The organism is Rhodanobacter denitrificans, from assembly GCF_000230695.2.
In the GTDB taxonomy this organism is placed as follows: domain Bacteria; phylum Pseudomonadota; class Gammaproteobacteria; order Xanthomonadales; family Rhodanobacteraceae; genus Rhodanobacter; species Rhodanobacter denitrificans.
In genome coordinates this window covers 2205869-2221822 of record NC_020541.1, presented here as the reverse complement: position 1 = coordinate 2221822, position 15954 = coordinate 2205869, and the positions used below count along the sequence as shown (strand labels likewise).

Sequence of the window (15954 nt, the reverse complement as noted above, 5' to 3'; positions counted from 1 at the left end):
AAGCGTTACTATTTGCACCTAAAACAAGGTGACACCAGCGTGCGTTCGGCGTCGAGACTGGTCAGGTAAGGTGCGCGGCCGCCCCGATACAGCTGGCGATCCTGGGATGCCGCCTCGCGCGCCTCGGCAGCGGCCTCGTGCAATGCCTGCTGGCGATCCAGTAGTTGCGCGTAGCCGGTGAGTGCGGTTTGCGTGTCGCGCAGGGCGTTGAGCACGGTCTGGTCGAAGGCAGCCAGCTGCGCATCGGCTCCGGCTTCGGTTGCGCGCACCTGCGCATGGGCTCTTTTGGACGGGAAGGTCCATGAGATCAGCGGGCCGATCTGCCACGATCGCGTCGGCGCTTCGCCGAAGTCGCCGAGCAGGCCGGAGGCACCCACCGATCCACCCAGTTTGACGTCGGGATAGAGATCGGCCACCGCCACGCCGATACGCGCAGTGGCCGCTGCCAGCCGGCGCTCCGCCGCCCGCACGTCCGGTCGGCGCTGCAGCAGCACCATGCCGTTGCCCACCGGGATGGGCTGCTTGAGCGCCGGGGCTTCCTGGCAGGCATCGACGCCGGGCGGAAGGTCGCCGGGCGTGTGGCCCAGCAGCGCGGCGAGCGCGTACTGGGCGGTCTTCTTCTGGGCGATCAGCGGCGGCAGGCTTGCACTCAGCAGGTCGAACTGGGCCTTGGCCCGGGTCAGGTCGGTGCGGGTGCCGCGGCCGGCGTCGAACAGCCGCTGGGCAACGTCCATGCCGAGCTGCTGCAGCGCCAGCGATTGCCGCGTGATGGCGATCTCGCGGTTGGCGTGGCAGCTTTCGAGGTAGCTGCCGGCCACCTGCGCGACCACGGTGATGCGCGCCATGTCCAGCGCGTCCTGCACCGCCTCGCTGTCTGCCTTGGCCGCTTCGCTGGCACGCTTGAGCTTGCCGAAGAGGTCGAATTCGTAGCTGGCGCTGAGCTTGCCGCTGGCAATGTTGGAAACGGGAAGCTGGTTGGACATGAGCAGGCTTTCGGCGGGAATCAGGCCGCGGAAGGCCTCCGCGTCGGCACCATAGGTGACGCCGCCAGCGTTGATGGCCTGGTCGTAGATGTCCGAGGCGAGGCTTAGGTTGGCGGTGGCTTCGCGCAGACCGGCGTTGTTGCGCAACGCATCCCGGATCAGCTGGTTGAGCAGTGGATCATCGTAGAGTTTCCACCAGGCGTCAGGTCCGCTGCGGCTTGGATCCACTGCCGTGCCCAGCACGATGTCTACAAACGGCTTCTGCGCGTCGGGCTGGTTGATCACGGCGCTGTCGGGGCGATGGTAGTCGGGGCCGACGGTCTTGCAGGCGGCAAGGCTGCACAGCGCGACCAGCAGCATGCCCAGGCGGCGCGTGTTCACGGCGCGCTCCGGGCCGTTGTCGGCGCCACGCCCGGGTAGGTTGCTGCGGGCGCTGCCGGGGTGGCCGGCTGCCGTGGGCGGGCGGTTGCGTCGTTGTCGGGCAATACGGTGACCGTGGCGGTGCGCCCGACGATCAGCCGTATGTCGCCGGGATCGCCATCGAGCGTGATCCGCACCGGCACGCGCTGCGCGAGGCGCACCCAGTTGAAGGTGGGGTTGATGTCTGGCAGCAGGTTGGAGCCGGGTGTCCTGTCCCGATCCTCGATGCCGGCGGCGATGCTCTGTACGTGGCCGTGCAGCAACTGCGACTCGCCCATGACCTCGATCTTCACCGGCTGGCCGATGTGGATGCGCGACAGCTTGGTTTCCTCGAAATAGCCGTCCACGTGGAACGAGCGGCTGTCGACTACCGACAGCACGGGATGACCGGTATTCACGTAGTCGCCGACGCGCACCGTGCGGTCGTTCACGAAGCCGTCGACCGGGCTGTAGACCGTGGTGCGCTGCAGGTTCAGTTGCGCCAGGTCCACCGCGTTCTTCGCCTCGTCCAGGGCAGCCTGAGCCACCGCGACCTTGGAGCGTCCCTCTTCCACGATTTCCTTCGAGACCAAGTCGCTCAACGCATGATTGCGCAGCGCCTCTCGCTGGAACTGGTGCAGGCTGGCCGTGGCCTTCTCCACCGCCGTCCGGGCCTGGTTCAGGGCCAGCTCGTAGCGGGACCGATCGATCTCGAAAAGCGGCTGGCCGCGATGAACCGGCTGGTTGTCGTCGACCTCGACCGCGGTGACCAGTCCCGACACATCGGGCGCCAGCTGCACGACATCGGCGCGCAGATGGCCGTCGCGTGTCCATGGCTCGTCGTGGTAGTAGTGCCACAGGTGCTTCAACACGATGGCCGCGATCACTACGGCGACCAGCGTCAGCATGATCGGCCCCAGGGATTTGAATATCTTTTTCACGACAGTATCCGTTGGGCGAGCAGGAACAGCAGGCCCAGCACGATCACGTACAGGGCGCTGTTGAAAAGGGCGGGATGCCACACGATGCGATAGAAGCCGAGCCGCGCGAGCCCCAGGCGCAACATCGACTTGAAGACGTATGCCAGCACCATCAAGGCCAGCAGGGTCGGCACGAACACGCCGTACAGGCTGAATTCTCCGGGCATGGGCGTCAGCTCAGGTTCGGTTGGGGAGCGTCGGCGAAGACGTCGGCAGGTGGTTGTGTGCGCGTGGTCGAGGACATCGGGAACAGCGCCAGGCGAAGGCCGGCCAGAGCCTGTGTGGTGTGCCGGACGGGCGCGTCGGGGTGGCCGGTCATGGCCTGGATCACCGCGTCCAGATGGCTGCGCAACGCGACCGATGGTTCCAGCGGGTGGCCCGCGGCGACGCAGTCGTCAAAGTGGCTGCCGACCTCGCGCACGACCGCGTCCGCTGTCTCGGCGATGGAGGGTGGCAAGGCATCGCGGTGAGTCTGCAGGTCGAGCAGGCGCAGGCCGATGCGCAGGTCGCGAACGACATCCAGACGCGCCAGCGACTCGTCCTTGATCAGCGCCATGCGCGGCAGCAGCTGGCCGGTCATGTCGACCAGCCGCGAGGCGGCATCGACCTGGTCTGCGCGGCGCGCGCTGTGCCCGAGCAGGGACAGGTCGCGCCACATCGCGCGGGCCAGTCTGCGGGCGATCAGTTCGGTGCCGAAGGGTTTGGTGATCGCGGTCCACACGATGGCGAAGACCATGCCGAGGATCGCGCTGAGCGTGCCTGCGGCGAAGCTCTCGAAGTGCGCCGTGTAGCGTTCCGCCAGACCGAGGTCGGTGATCGCCTGCGCGGTGAACAGCAGCACGGTCATGGTGTGTTGCGGGCGTCCAGTGAACGCGCCGGCCCACAGCAACGGCAGCGCGAGCACCGCGGCAAGGCCCAGGAACGTGTGGACCTGCGGCAGGATCGCGAACAGGTAGATCAGGGCAAAGGCACTGCCGATCACCACCCATTGCAGGAAGGCGTTGAGCTGCGGCCGCGGGTCGTCGATGGCGGCGAAGAAGCAGCTGGCGACGGCGACCAGGATCACCGCCCCGGCGCCCGGCTCCCAGCCCGACTGGATCCACAGCATGCAGGCGCAGAAGGTGGCCGCTGCGGCCGAGACGCTGGAGAACAGCAGCAGGCCGTGGTCGAAAGGTGCGCGAGGGCGAACTGGTCCGTCGCGGCCAGGTGCTGGTACACATGGACACCGCATCGCTGCAGGCGCAACTGCGACAGGCGGAGGCCTTCATGCGTCAGGCGGAAGATGCGGTGGGCACGGCACACAGCCAGCTCGCCCAGCGCAACAGCGAAAAGGCCGCCGCACAGGCTTTGGTGGTGCAGCGCCAGACCGAGCTGGCGGCCGCGCAGCAGCGCACGCAGCGTTTCGCCGATCTGCGCCGACAGGCGTTCGTCTCGCAGCAGCAACTCGACGACCAAACCGAAGCGGTCGATACCGCCGCGGCCGCGCTGGCCGCTGCCCGGGCGCAGGTGGCGGCCAGCGACGCCGCGATTGCCGTTGCCCGTAGCCAAATCCGCGGCAGCGAGTCGGCGGTAGAGGCGGCGCGGGCGGAGGCAGACCGCATCCGCACTGACATCGAGGACAGCCTGCTGAAGTCCCCGCGCGATGGTCGCGTGCAGTTGATCGTGGCCCGTCCCGGCGAGGTGGTGGGCGCGGGTGCGCCGGTACTCAACCTGGTGGACCTGAATGATGTCTACATGACCTTCTTTCTTCCCACCCGCGCCGTTGGCCGCGTCGCCCTGGGCAGCGAGGCGCGATTGGTGCTCGATGCGGTGCCGCAGTATGTGATTCCGGCGCGCATCTCCTTCATCGCCGACGTGGCCCAGTTCACACCGAAGACGGTGGAAACCCAGGTCGAGCGCGAGAAGCTGATGTTCCGGGTGCGGGCGCAGATTCCCCAGGAACTGCTGGAGAAGCACCTGTCCCAGGTCAAGACCGGTCTGCCTGGGATGGCCTATGTCACGCTCGACCCCGCAGCGCCTTGGCCGCCGCAATTGCAAGTGAAGCTGCCGGAATGAACACCGGTGCAACCCCAGCCGCACCGGTGGTGCGCCTGCATGGCGTCGGGCTGCGCTACGGCAAGACGCAGGCGCTTCGGGACATCGACCTCGACATCCCCGCCGGGGTGATGGCCGGCCTGATCGGCCCGGACGGGGTCGGCAAGTCCAGCCTGCTCGCGCTGGTTTCGGGCGTGCGTGCCCTTCAGGACGGACGCATCGAGGTGCTCAGCGGCGACATGGCCAGCGCCCGCTTTCGCGCTCGTGTGTCCCCGCGCATTGCCTACATGCCGCAAGTACTGGGCAAGAATCTCTACCCGACCCTGTCCGTGATGGAGAACGTGGACTTCTTTGGCCGCCTGTTCGGTCATGACCGTGCCGAGCGCGCGCGGCGCATTGGCACGCTGCTGGCCGCCACCGGGCTCGCGCCGTTTGCAGACCGCCCGGCCGGCAAGCTCTCGGGCGGCATGAAGCAAAAGCTCGGATTGTGCTGTGCACTGATCCACGACCCCGAGCTGCTGGTCCTCGACGAGCCCACCACCGGCGTCGACCCGCTGTCGCGCCGCCAGTTCTGGGCGTTGATCGACGGCATTTGCGCCGAGCGACCGGGCATGAGCGTCCTGGTGGCTACCGGCTACATGGAGGAGGCCGGTCGCTTCGACTGGCTGGCGGCCATGGACGCGGGGCGCGTGCTCGCCACCGGCACGCCCGCCGAGCTGCTGACGCATACTGGCTGCTCCACGCTGGAGCAGGCCTTCATCGCGCTGCTTCCAGAAGCGCAACGCGCCGGCTACCGGCCGGTAGAGATCGTGCCGCTGGTGGCCGGCGCCGAGACGGAGCTTGCCATCGAGGCACGCGGGCTCACCATGCGCTTCGGCGACTTCACCGCGGTGGATGGGGTGAATTTCCGCATCCGGCGCGGCGAGATTTTCGGCTTCCTGGGTTCCAACGGCTGCGGCAAGACCACCACCATGAAGATGCTCACCGGGCTGCTCCCCGCGAGCGAGGGCGAGGCGCTGCTGTTCGGAAAGCCGCTCGCCCCCCACGACCTGGCCACCCGCCGTCGCGTCGGCTTCATGACCCAGAGCTTTTCGCTCTACAGCGAGCTGACGCTGCGCCAGAACCTGGTGCTGCACGCGCGCCTGTTCGGCCTGCCGGAGGCGGACCTCGAACCCCGCGTGCAGGCCATGGCCAACCGTTTCGACCTGGTCGACATCCTCGATGCGCTGCCCGACGCGCTGCCGCTGGGGGACCGTCAGCGCCTGTCGCTGGCGGTGGCGATGATCCATGGCCCGGAGATACTCATCCTCGACGAGCCCACCTCGGGGGTAGACCCGGTAGCGCGCGACGCCTTCTGGCGCGCGCTGATTGAGCTCTCACGCCGCGATGGCGTCACCATCTTCATCTCCACCCACTTCATGAACGAGGCCGAGCGTTGCGACCGCATCGCCCTCATGCACGCCGGACGCGTGCTGGTCACCGACACGCCTCAGGCCATCGTGGCGGCGCGTGGCGTGCCGACGCTCGAGGATGCCTTCATTGCCTACCTGCAGGAGCCGCCCCCGCAAACCACCCCGACGAGCTCGCCCGTCGTGCCGGCAGGGTTGGCGCGCGGTAGCCGCCGAGCCTTCAGCCTGCGGCGGCTGTTCAGCTTCACGCTACGCGAGTCGCTGGAGCTCAGGCGCGACCCGATCCGCCTGACACTGGCCGTGCTGGGCAGCCTGCTGTTGATGCTCGTACTCGGTTACGGCATCACGCTGGATGTGGAGAACCTTTCCTATGCGGTGCTCGACCACGACCAGACCAGCATCAGCCGCGATTACAGCCTGAACCTGTCCGGTTCCCGGTATTTCAAGGAGCATGCGCCGCTCTCCAGCTACGCCGATCTGGACCGGCGCATGCGCGCCGGCGAGATCAGCCTGGCCATCGAGATTCCGCCGGGCTTCGGGCGCGATCTGCTGCGCGGCCGGCCGGTGCAGGTCGGCGCCTGGATCGACGGGGCCATGCCCACCCGTGCCGAGACGGTGCGCGGCTATGTGCAGGGCATCCACCAGTACTGGGTGAGCCAGCGCATGCGCGAGGCGCTCGGCGAGGCCGCCGTGGCGCCGCTCGCGACCGTGGAGACGCGCTTTCGCTACAACCCCGACGTGCGCAGCCTGCCGGCGATGGTGCCGGCGGTGATTCCGCTGCTGCTGATGCTCATCCCGGCCATTCTCGCCGCGCTCTCGGTGGTGCGCGAGAAGGAGATGGGCTCGATCATCAACTTCTACGTGACACCGAGCACACGGCTCGAATTCCTGCTGGGCAAGCAGATTCCCTACGTCGTGCTGGCCATGGTGAGTTTTCTCCTGCTGGTGCTGATGGCCGTGGTGTTGTTCCACGTGCCGGTCACCGGCAGCTTCGCGGCGCTCGCGCTGGGCGCGCTGCTCTACGTGCTCAGCGCCACTGCCCTCGGCCTGCTCATTTCCACCTTCGTGCGCAGCCAGGTGGCGGCCCTGTTCGGCACGTCGCTGCTCACCATTCTGCCGGCGGTGCAGTTCTCCGGCCTCATCGATCCGGTCAGCTCGCTCGAAGGCGCAGGGCGCTTGATCGGCAATGTCTTTCCGACGACCCACTTCGTGACCATCTCTCGCGGCACCTTCTCCAAGGCGCTGGAATTCCACGATCTACGGGCCTCCTTCGTGCCGCTGCTGATCAGCATCCCCGTCCTGATCGGCCTGGCCGCCGTGCTGCTCAGGAAGCAACAGCGATGAAACGGCAACGCTTGCGCAACATCGTCTACCTGGGCCTGAAGGAGCTGCGCAGCCTGCTGCGCGACCCCATCATGCTGGTGTTGATCGTCTACGCATTCAGTTTCTCCATCTACACCGCCGCCACGGCGATGCCGGAAACGCTGCACAAGGCCCCCATCGCGGTCATCGACGAGGACCGCTCGCCTCTGTCCGAGCGCATCGTCGATGCCCTGCGTCCGCCTTATTTCATGCCGCCCACACGGATCACCCCGGCCGAGATGGATGCGCGCATGGATGCCGGGCTCGATACGTTCGCCCTGTACATCCCGGCCAACTTTCAGCGCGACATGCTGGTCCGGCGCTCCCCTGCCATCCAGCTGAGCGTGGATGCCACGCGCATGGGCCAGGCCTTCACCGGCAGCGGCTACATCCAGACAATCGTCCTGGACCAGGTCAACGAGTTCGCTCGCCGCGAACATGCCGTGTCCAGCCCGCCCGTGGACTTGGCCCTGCGCGCGCGCTTCAACCCTGAACTCAACAAGTCCTGGTTCGGCGGGGTGATGCAGATCATTAACAACATCACCATGCTGTCCATCGTGCTGACCGGCGCGGCCCTGATCCGCGAGCGCGAACACGGCACCCTCGAGCACCTGCTGGTGATGCCGGTCGCCCCGTTCGAGATCATGGCCTCAAAGGTGCTGGCGATGGCGGCCGTGGTGCTGGTCGCGTCGGCCTTTGCCCTCAATGTCGTCGTACGCGGCCTGATGGGCGTGCCCATCGAAGGCTCGCTGCCGCTGTTCTTTGTGGGTGCGACCCTGCATCTGTTCGCCACCACGTCGTTGGGGATTTTGCTGGCCACGCTGGCTCGTTCGATGCCGCAGTTCGGCATGCTGCTGCTGATGGTGCTGCTGCCCCTGCAGATGCTCTCCGGTGGCAGCACCCCGCGCGAAAGCATGCCAGAAATCGTCCGATTCGTGATGCTGGCAGCGCCCAACACCCACTTCGTGATGTTGTCCCAGGGCATTCTCTATCGAGGGGCCGGCTTGGACGTGGTTTGGCCACAGCTGATCAGCCTGGCGGTGATCGGATCGATCTTGTTCATGATTTCGCTGGCGCGGTTTCGCAAGACCTTGGCCGCAACCGAGTAAACGCCTCGCGTCGCCTGTCAAGTCCGCATTAACCCGCGCCTGTGCTCATAAGCTCGGTAGTCGATTTGGCACACGGTCAGCCAAACACCACCAATGCAACCCCCTAAGTGATTGATTCATTTAGGGCCAATTACTGCAAAAGCGACCATTCCAAGGCTTCCTTCATCACTTGGAATTCGTGCGTTCCTGCTGTGCAAACAGGTTCGCACGGTTTTCGAAGGCCTGAAGAACTCGGGTCGCCGTCGCGATGTCTTCCCGAGGGATGTCTTCGAGCAGGGTGCAACGAAGCGCCTTGAGTGCCGTCTCCATCACTTGCGCCAATCGACACCCTTCCGGGAGGAGGTGGACTGCTCGGATGCGTCGGTTTCCCACGACCTCACGCCGCTCCAGCAAGTTCACTCTCTGCGCTTGATCAAGCGTCCGCAGGAGCGCTGCTGGATGGACGCCGATGCGGTCTGCCAACACGTGCTGCGGCACCCCATCGCCCATACGCGAGACCAGCAAGACGGGCGTCGCCAGCGAGATCGACAGACCAGACGCCGTCAACACCGAACCGGCTACCGAGTGCCAAGCCTTCTTGGTCGGCTGGAGCGCGGCGGTGAATGCGTAGAACGCATCGTGCTTAAGGGGCATGGATCACTTAATCCCGGTTGGCCTTCGTCCGCCCAGATGGTAACGGCGGGCATCACCCGTGCAAAATCAATGTTTGCCTTGACAACTATGTATTAGACAGTAAAAATCAGAACGACTCCAGCCGCAATCCGGGTACGTTCAATGATTGGCTCAAGCAATTTTGTTAGTTGCCTTGGGGGCTGAGCCGCCGTGACCGCGGGCCTCGACGGGAGCGGCGCAGGGTGTCCTCTATGCAATGGGGATCATCCCTCCTCGCTGATCCCTCGGATTTCTGACGTGCCATGACGAACGGCCAGTTTCGCCCGACCAGCCTGGTGGTCGCCACGCTGGGGCTTTCGCTGGCCACCTTCATGCAGGTGCTGGATACCACCATCGCCAACGTGTCGTTGCCCACCATCGCCGGCAACCTGGGCGTCAGTTCGAGCCAGAGCACATGGGTGATCACTTCCTTTGCCGTCAGTTTGGCGATCTCATTGCCATTGACGGGATTCCTCACCCGTCGCTTCGGTCAGGTGAGGCTGTTTGTCTGGTGCACGTTGCTGTTCGTATTGGCGTCCTTCATGTGCGGCGTCTCTCGCAGCATGGGCATGCTGATCCTTTTCCGAACCATCCAGGGCGCGGTGGCCGGACCGATGTATCCCATCACGCAGAGCCTGATGATCGGCATCTATCCACCGCAAAAGCGCGGCATGGCGCTGGCGCTGCTTTCGATGGTGGCTGTGGTGGCACCGATCGCCGGTCCCATCCTCGGCGGCTGGATCACCGAGAATTATTCGTGGTCCTGGATCTTCTTCATCAACGTGCCGATCGGCATGCTGGCCAGCATGGTGGTAGCCAATCAAATGAAGGGTTACCCCGCACCGAACGAGCGGCCGAAGATGGACTATGTCGGTCTCATCACGCTGGTCATCGGCGTGGGCGCCCTGCAGATCATGCTGGACAAGGGCAACGACGAGGACTGGTTCAACTCGCCGTTCGTCATCGTCACCTGCATTGTCGCCGTGATCAGTCTGGCGATCTTTTTGATCTGGGAACTGACCGACGGCGACCCCATCGTCGACTTGCGGCTGTTTCGTCACCATAACTTCAAGTTCGGCACGCTGGCGTTGGTGCTTTCCTTTTCGGCCTACTTCTCCATCAACCTGCTGCTGCCGCAGTGGTTACAGCGCAACCTGGGCTATACCGCGACATGGGCCGGTTTGGCGGCATCGCCGCTCGGTATCGCCCCGCTGCTGCTGACGTTCCTGGTGGGCCGCTATGCGATGCGCTTCGATTTGCGCCTGTTGGCGACCGTGGCCTTCGTGGTGATGGGGGCGACCTGCTTCCTGCGCTCCCGTTTCTATCTGGAGGTCGACTTCACGCACGTCGCCATGATGCAGTTCCTGATGGGGTTTGGCGTGGCATTGTTCTTCATGCCGGTCACCGTGATCCTTTTATCGGATCTTGACCAGAACGAGATTGCCGCAGGCTCGGGGCTGGCGACCTTCCTGCGCACGCTGGGTGGAAGCTTCGCAGCCTCGCTCACCACCTTCCTATGGGATCGGCGTGCCGTCCTGCATCACGCCCAGCTGGCGGAAAGCCTTAATCCCTATAACCCATTGGCCCTGTCGGCGATCCATCAACTGGGGCATGGCAATGCGCAGGCAGGCGCCGATATCATCAACGGCATGATTACCCAGCAATCTTACCAGATCGGTTTCAACGAACTGTTCTATTCCCTCGGCTGGATTTTTCTGGGTCTGATGCCGGTGATCTGGCTGACAAAACCACCGTTTTCACCAAGAGCGAATGCGCTATCCGGCGGGCATTGAGGCAGAAAACTCTCGGATGGGTTCCACGTTTGATGCGAGGTATGAAGACTTCCATGCTCTCACTCGACTGCTTGCAATAACGGAGGAAAATCCATGAAGAACATTCTTGTTGGGTATGATGGCTCATTAACGGCACAACGCGCTTTTCTCTTCGCGCTTGAGCTGGCCCGCTGCTCGGGCGGTCACGTCAGGGTGGTGTCGGTGCTGCAGATCACGGGCGGTGGCGCGGACACCGCCGCGCTGATGATGGCCGATGTGGGGGCGCAACGCCTGGGCGACCTGATGGCGGAATTGAAGCAACTCGCGCCAGACGCCGACAAACTGATCGATCTTGAAATGATCCCCGGAAATCCCGGTGATGTGCTGCTTAGGCAGGTCAAGCAGTACGCGATTGATCACATCGTGATTGGACACACCGAGAGAGGAGCCCTTGCTCGTTGGCTGCTCGGTTCCGTGTCGACTGATGTATTCGCCCACACGCGCATACCAGTGACTGTCGTGCCATGAGGTTTGTGGACAGACCATGGCAGCGAAACCAACGGTTCAGTGCAGTCTTTGAACAAGAGATTTGCAGTCCTGAATCGCAGTTCTCATGCCTGCTCGGGCAACCGCTTGAAGCCTACCCGCCTGCTCTATCAAGCAACACCTGAAAAGACTGTTCCGTGCACTGTCTCACCCAGCCTCGATGGCATTTTCATAAGCATCCAACTAATGGTGAGCTGATCGAAGGAGTTACTTTATGCTCTCACCCCGTATCACACTTTGCGCTACCGCTGCGTTTGCTTGTCTGTTGCTTTCTGGCTCCGTCTTCGCGCAGACCCATCTGGAAGTCCAAGGTGGTCGCAGCTACATGGACAGCCATGGAACTAATTCATTTTTCATCGAGTCGGTCTTCCCTTCATTCCCGTTAGGTGAAACGCGGTTTACCTTGTCGCCCGATGTCTCGATCGGATACCTCAGAGGCCGCGACATTGGGCGCTATCGCACCATGAGCCCCGGCGTCACCAAGAATGTGTGGATCGGCGCCGCGGGTGCCCGTCTGCACTACGGCAGCGAGGGCGACTGGTACCGCCCACTGTTCTTCAGTTTTCAAGTAGCGGGTACGCGTGGACGGACTGAGGCCCTGAGCAGTGCCTATCAGTTTGTAAGCACACTCGGATGGCAATGGAAGCATTTCAGTCTGCAGATTCGTCACATCTCCAACGGCGGCCTACATGAGCCCAATCGCGGCGAAACCATGGGTCTGGTAGGTTTCGGCTTTGATCTTTAACGCTGTATCGATAACACAGAAATGCATCTATGCCATTTACCATTCTTGCCTTGTCGGGTGGCGGCTATCTCGGCCTGCATGAGGCCGTGTTGCTGAGGGAACTGGAGCGTGCCCTGCACAAGCCGATCGGTGAAGCCTTCGACCTGATCTGCGGATCATCGATCGGGGCCGTGGCAGCCATGGCGGTTGCTGCCGGCACGCCGGCACGCGATATCGAAGCGGGGTTTCTCGAACACGGCGCACGAATCTTTCCTGGTTCTCGGTGGCGCGCTATCCGCCCGCTCGCGTACGTGGCCAGCATTCGCTACATGTTTCGCTCTCGCTATCGCGGAGAAACCATAGCGGAGACAGTGAACGCGATCATTGGCGAGAAATTCACCTTGGGCATGGCAAGGACGCGCCTGGTCATACCTGTCATCAATGCGTCTACCGGTCGATTGGAGGTAATCAAGACGTCGCATAGTGCGCGCAATTGGTATTATGCGGACATGCTGATGTCCGAAGTTGCCATGGCGGCGACGGCCGCGCCGACCTACTTTCCGCTGGCCGATCTGCGCGGCCAGCTCTATGTGGATGCGGGGATTTTCGCCAACTCGCCCGGCATGTTCGGCTTGCACGAGGCCACCCATTATTGCCACGTACCAGCGTCGGATATTTACGTGCTGAGTCTGGGCACCAATGTCGCCAACCCTCGCAGGTTAGCACGCGAAAAGCGCAGTTTGGGCGCGCTGGGCTGGATCAAGAACGGACGCTTGTATGCAACGATGGCATCCGCCCAGCGCGAGCTGACGGACAATATCCTTCGACACATTCTCGATGATCGCTACCTTCGGATCGAAGGCACGCCGGATACGGCGGGCGATAGCTTGCTGCAATTTGACAATGCCTCGCTTGCCGCTTCCAAGCGACTCACAGAGCTGGCCGAGCGGGCTTGGAAAGATGCTTACGTGCGTCCGTCCATCAGGGGCCTAATTCAGATGCTGCGCGAACACGAAGTCGATAGCGCATGGCGGCACCCCATTCTTGGCGCAGCTGAACCAGAAACCGACCTGCCTGCATGAAAAAAGTGGATGGCAAGGCAACCGTGCGATCGGTGCGGCAGGGAGCGCGTGCGGGTCAGTTCGCCCGCAACGATGTTTTGCTGCGCATCAGTGCGATTGCTTGGTCAGCCGATTGTTACCCCGATTTTATCCAACGGGTGGCCGCTACGCTGCTTACCCTCGACGAAATCGTCGGGTGCGCAATCGGTCGACCAGACGCATATGGCCGATTTCATTTTGAAGCGGTGGCCGGCAGTGAAGCCTTTATCGGCTGTTTGCGAGCGGTTGAGCGTGGCGAGCATCCAGATATTCGCGCCGAGGCTCAGCGTCTCGGGGGCAGCATGGCGATGGGTCGTGCTTGGCAAAGCGGAGGAATCCAGCGCACGTTCAACTACGCTACCGATCCGGAGATGACCGTGTGGCGTGGGGTGGCGTTGGGTTTGGGCATTCGATCCAATGCGGCCATTCCCGTGCGTCTGCCTAAGGGCACCACTGAGAGTGTATTGACCCTTTACTCATCAGCCACGGGCGGCTTTTCCACCGCAAGTCAACATACGTTCCTGTTGCACTTGCAAAGCCTGCTGGGCCTCGCTTTGACACGGTTGCTGCCGAAAACTGAGGGCATCCAGGCAGCTCCGTTACTCCTACGTGACCATTGGCGCGCCAAACTAGCAACCGACGATCTGGTGATGCAATACCAGCCCGTAGTCGATCTTCGCATGGGCAAGGTGGTTGAGGTCGAGGCCTTAGCACGCATCCGCGAAGATGACCACCTGATACTGCCCATATGGTTCCTGCCAGCGCTCGGCTCGGACGACCTATTGTTCCTGTATCAACAGGGGCTAACCCAAGCACTTGCCGCGCGCCAACAGTGGGCCACGGATGGGCTTGCGCTGGGCATCGCTGTCAATCTCCCTTCGAGCGCGCTACTTGATCGGCGCTATGTGGACATTACCCGCGAGGTTCTTGAACAACACCCCTGTCCATCCGGGACGTTGGTTCTCGAACTCCTCGAATCGGAGTGGATGGACGAAACTATCGATGCTGAGAGTGGCCTGCTGGCGCTTAAGGCGTTAGGGATCCAATTGGCGGAGGACGATCTTGGCTCAGCCTACAGCTCGCTGAGCCGCTTGCGCCACCTCTCCTTTGATCGCATCAAGATCGATCAGACGCTGGTGGCCCAGATAGCGCGGCAGCCGCTGCGGACGCTGTACTTCATATACCAGCTGACCCGGCTCGGCCACGACCTCGGTGTCAAAGTGGTGGTCGAAGGACTGGAGACAGCGGGTCTGATCGAAGCAGCAACAATTCTTGGCGCTGATCTGGGGCAGGGCTTTGCGCTGGCGCGCCCGATGTCTGGTGCTCACGTAGCAGACTGGTGTGTAAGCTCACGTTTCGCGTGCGATCCCATGGTGCCCCGTACGGCCTTGGGCGCGTTATCAGGGTTCCTGTTGTGGGAAGATCGGCTGGGGATGTTTATGGACGATACCGCAATGATCGCAACACTTGTCCGCACGTCTTGTCGAGTCGATGCCTATCTCCATGCATCGGCTGCAAAGGGCACTCAGTTGGATCGGATCCATCGACTCCTGCATCAGATCGCAATTCGACAGGGCCCTGCCAGTGCGAGCTACACCAAAGCTCGCAATGCGTTCATCGAGTGCCTTGTCGAGGATTGGATCCGGATCGAGGAAAACGGCTGATCACATCGCGCTATCCAACCACTGCGCAGTGCATGGAGGCTTGCTGCTATCTATCCCATGACTTTCCTGGCAGCACTGAAAAGCGCTTTCCAATCTACTGAATCCGCCATCGTTCAGATTGGTCACAGGAATTTTTCTCAGTTGCGTCGATGGGTTTCTGTGGTGCTTTGCTCTGCGCGTAACTCGTGATTAGTGAGTTCATGCATTGCTCGATGCTCATGCGGGTGTGGCAGATCATAACTAATGAACCTGATGATGCCTTCTCAGTCACTTGAAACCTATCTGCAAGCGGCGCAGCGTGAAAATACCCAGCGCAGTTACGCATCTGCCGTACGCCATTTTGAAGTGACTTGGGGCGGATTGCTTCCAGCGACGACGGACACGGTTGCCCAGTATTTAGTGGCACATGCAACCGCCTTGTCGACCAATACACTTCGGCAACGACTCGCGGCGCTCTCACACTGGCATCAAGCGCACGGATTTTCCGATCCCACAGCCGCACCGATCGTGAAAAAGACGCTGAAGGGCATACAAGCGCTCCATCCAGTGCGAGAGAAACGCGCCGAACCCTTGCAGCTCACGGCGGTTGCCCATGTGGCCGCTTGGCTCGATACCGCCATCGCGGCCGCTGACCTGCGCGGAGACAGCGCCGAAGCACTTCGGTGCCGGCGCGATCGGGCAATGCTCCTCCTGGGATTCTGGCGTGGGTTTCGTGTCGACGAGCTGGTGGGTCTGCAGACCGAGCATATTGTGGTGGTGCCTGGGCAAGGGATGACGTGTTTCCTCGGGCGCAGCAAGACCGATCGACAACTCGCCGGTACGACCTATCGGGTGCCGGCGCTCAGTCGGTGGTGTCCCGTGACGGCCACGCTCGATTGGGTCAGTCATGCGGGCCTCACCACCGGCCCCCTTTTTCGCAGTGTTGCGCGTTGGGGCGCGCTCGGGACGGGCGCCTTGCACAGCAACAGCGTAGTGCCGTTGCTGCGCAGGTTGTTTACGCGGGCAGGACTGGCTTCGCCAGAGACATATAGCGGTCATTCGCTGCGCCGGGGCTTCGCGGGATGGGCCAACGCGAATGGCTGGGATGTGAAGGCATTGATGGAGTACGTTGGCTGGAAGGACGTGCATTCGGCCATGCGCTATATCGATGGAACCGATCCCTTCGCGCAAGCTCGGATCGAACGCGGGCTAGCCGACAAGATCACGTTGCACGTGGGGCAC

General features: G+C 62.8%; 13 protein-coding genes and 1 pseudogene. 9 read left to right on the top strand and 5 right to left on the bottom strand.

The features are described from left to right. Nucleotides 1–8 precede the first annotated feature (8 nt). The 4 genes from R2APBS1_RS10085 to R2APBS1_RS10070 are packed head-to-tail and all read right to left on the bottom strand — an operon-like array spanning nt 9 to nt 3593. Complete coding sequence (locus tag R2APBS1_RS10085; protein ID WP_015447909.1) at nt 9–1364, bottom strand: efflux transporter outer membrane subunit; 1356 nt, start codon at nt 1362–1364, stop codon at nt 9–11. Further along, nucleotides 1361–2323, bottom strand: coding sequence for an efflux RND transporter periplasmic adaptor subunit (locus R2APBS1_RS10080; protein ID WP_015447908.1), 963 nt, complete (start codon nt 2321–2323; stop codon nt 1361–1363). Before R2APBS1_RS10080 ends, R2APBS1_RS10085 begins: the two co-directional genes overlap by 4 nt. Continuing rightward, the gene (locus R2APBS1_RS10075) at nt 2320–2529 is read right to left on the bottom strand and encodes a DUF1656 domain-containing protein (protein WP_015447907.1); all 210 of its coding nucleotides are present in this window, start codon (nt 2527–2529) and stop codon (nt 2320–2322) included. The genes R2APBS1_RS10080 and R2APBS1_RS10075 overlap by 4 nt, the downstream gene beginning before the upstream one ends. A gap of 5 nt (nt 2530–2534) precedes the next feature. Then, complete coding sequence (locus R2APBS1_RS10070) at nt 2535–3593, bottom strand: FUSC family protein (protein ID WP_081602817.1); 1059 nt, start codon at nt 3591–3593, stop codon at nt 2535–2537. Between R2APBS1_RS10070 and R2APBS1_RS10065 the strand changes: the two genes are divergently transcribed. Genes R2APBS1_RS10065 through R2APBS1_RS10055 form a run of 3 tightly spaced genes read left to right on the top strand, consistent with a single transcriptional unit; the run spans nt 3581 to nt 8276 of the window. Further along, complete coding sequence (locus R2APBS1_RS10065; RefSeq protein WP_081602816.1) at nt 3581–4417, top strand: HlyD family secretion protein; 837 nt, start codon at nt 3581–3583, stop codon at nt 4415–4417. The genes R2APBS1_RS10070 and R2APBS1_RS10065 overlap by 13 nt on opposite strands. After that, the gene (rbbA, locus tag R2APBS1_RS10060) at nt 4414–7149 is read left to right on the top strand and encodes a ribosome-associated ATPase/putative transporter RbbA (protein WP_015447905.1); all 2736 of its coding nucleotides are present in this window, start codon (nt 4414–4416) and stop codon (nt 7147–7149) included. The genes R2APBS1_RS10065 and rbbA overlap by 4 nt, the downstream gene beginning before the upstream one ends. Then, nucleotides 7146–8276, top strand: a complete 1131-nt coding sequence (locus R2APBS1_RS10055) for an ABC transporter permease (RefSeq protein WP_015447904.1) — start codon at nt 7146–7148, stop codon at nt 8274–8276. The genes rbbA and R2APBS1_RS10055 overlap by 4 nt, the downstream gene beginning before the upstream one ends. A gap of 165 nt (nt 8277–8441) precedes the next feature. Here the strand turns inward: R2APBS1_RS10055 and R2APBS1_RS10050 are convergent, their stop codons facing one another. Continuing rightward, nucleotides 8442–8909, bottom strand: coding sequence for a MarR family winged helix-turn-helix transcriptional regulator (locus tag R2APBS1_RS10050; protein WP_015447903.1), 468 nt, complete (start codon nt 8907–8909; stop codon nt 8442–8444). 281 nt (nt 8910–9190) lie between these two features. Here R2APBS1_RS10050 and R2APBS1_RS10045 point away from each other — a divergent pair, with 281 nt between their 5' ends. The 6 genes and pseudogenes from R2APBS1_RS10045 to R2APBS1_RS10020 form a co-directional block, all read left to right on the top strand. Further along, nucleotides 9191–10720, top strand: coding sequence for a DHA2 family efflux MFS transporter permease subunit (locus R2APBS1_RS10045; RefSeq protein WP_015447902.1), 1530 nt, complete (start codon nt 9191–9193; stop codon nt 10718–10720). 93 nt (nt 10721–10813) lie between these two features. Beyond that, nucleotides 10814–11227, top strand: coding sequence for a universal stress protein (locus R2APBS1_RS10040; RefSeq protein ID WP_015447901.1), 414 nt, complete (start codon nt 10814–10816; stop codon nt 11225–11227). Between the two features lie 232 nt (nt 11228–11459). Next, the gene (locus tag R2APBS1_RS10035; protein WP_015447900.1) at nt 11460–11990 is read left to right on the top strand and encodes an acyloxyacyl hydrolase; all 531 of its coding nucleotides are present in this window, start codon (nt 11460–11462) and stop codon (nt 11988–11990) included. Between the two features lie 29 nt (nt 11991–12019). Then, nucleotides 12020–13051: a CBASS cGAMP-activated phospholipase gene (locus tag R2APBS1_RS10030; RefSeq protein WP_015447899.1), complete on the top strand. Its 1032-nt coding sequence runs from the start codon at nt 12020–12022 to the stop codon at nt 13049–13051. Next, on the top strand, nt 13048–14733 hold the full coding sequence (locus R2APBS1_RS10025) for an EAL domain-containing protein (protein WP_015447898.1): 1686 nt from the start codon (nt 13048–13050) through the stop codon (nt 14731–14733). Before R2APBS1_RS10030 ends, R2APBS1_RS10025 begins: the two co-directional genes overlap by 4 nt. A gap of 255 nt (nt 14734–14988) precedes the next feature. After that, a pseudogene (locus R2APBS1_RS10020) lies at nt 14989–15924 on the top strand (site-specific integrase); the annotation flags it as partial. Between the last annotated feature and the right edge of the window lie 30 nt (nt 15925–15954).

Coding starts and splice junctions, on each gene's coding strand:
- R2APBS1_RS10075 (WP_015447907.1), bottom strand. CDS start 2,529: ATGCCCGGAGAATTCAGCCTGTACGGCGTGTTCGTGCCGACCCTGCTG.
- R2APBS1_RS10065 (WP_081602816.1), top strand. CDS start 3,581: ATGGACACCGCATCGCTGCAGGCGCAACTGCGACAGGCGGAGGCCTTC.
- R2APBS1_RS10070 (WP_081602817.1), bottom strand. CDS start 3,593: ATGCGGTGTCCATGTGTACCAGCACCTGGCCGCGACGGACCAGTTCGC.
- rbbA (WP_015447905.1), top strand. CDS start 4,414: ATGAACACCGGTGCAACCCCAGCCGCACCGGTGGTGCGCCTGCATGGC.
- R2APBS1_RS10055 (WP_015447904.1), top strand. CDS start 7,146: ATGAAACGGCAACGCTTGCGCAACATCGTCTACCTGGGCCTGAAGGAG.
- R2APBS1_RS10050 (WP_015447903.1), bottom strand. CDS start 8,909: ATGCCCCTTAAGCACGATGCGTTCTACGCATTCACCGCCGCGCTCCAG.
- R2APBS1_RS10045 (WP_015447902.1), top strand. CDS start 9,191: ATGACGAACGGCCAGTTTCGCCCGACCAGCCTGGTGGTCGCCACGCTG.
- R2APBS1_RS10040 (WP_015447901.1), top strand. CDS start 10,814: ATGAAGAACATTCTTGTTGGGTATGATGGCTCATTAACGGCACAACGC.
- R2APBS1_RS10035 (WP_015447900.1), top strand. CDS start 11,460: ATGCTCTCACCCCGTATCACACTTTGCGCTACCGCTGCGTTTGCTTGT.
- R2APBS1_RS10030 (WP_015447899.1), top strand. CDS start 12,020: ATGCCATTTACCATTCTTGCCTTGTCGGGTGGCGGCTATCTCGGCCTG.
- R2APBS1_RS10025 (WP_015447898.1), top strand. CDS start 13,048: ATGAAAAAAGTGGATGGCAAGGCAACCGTGCGATCGGTGCGGCAGGGA.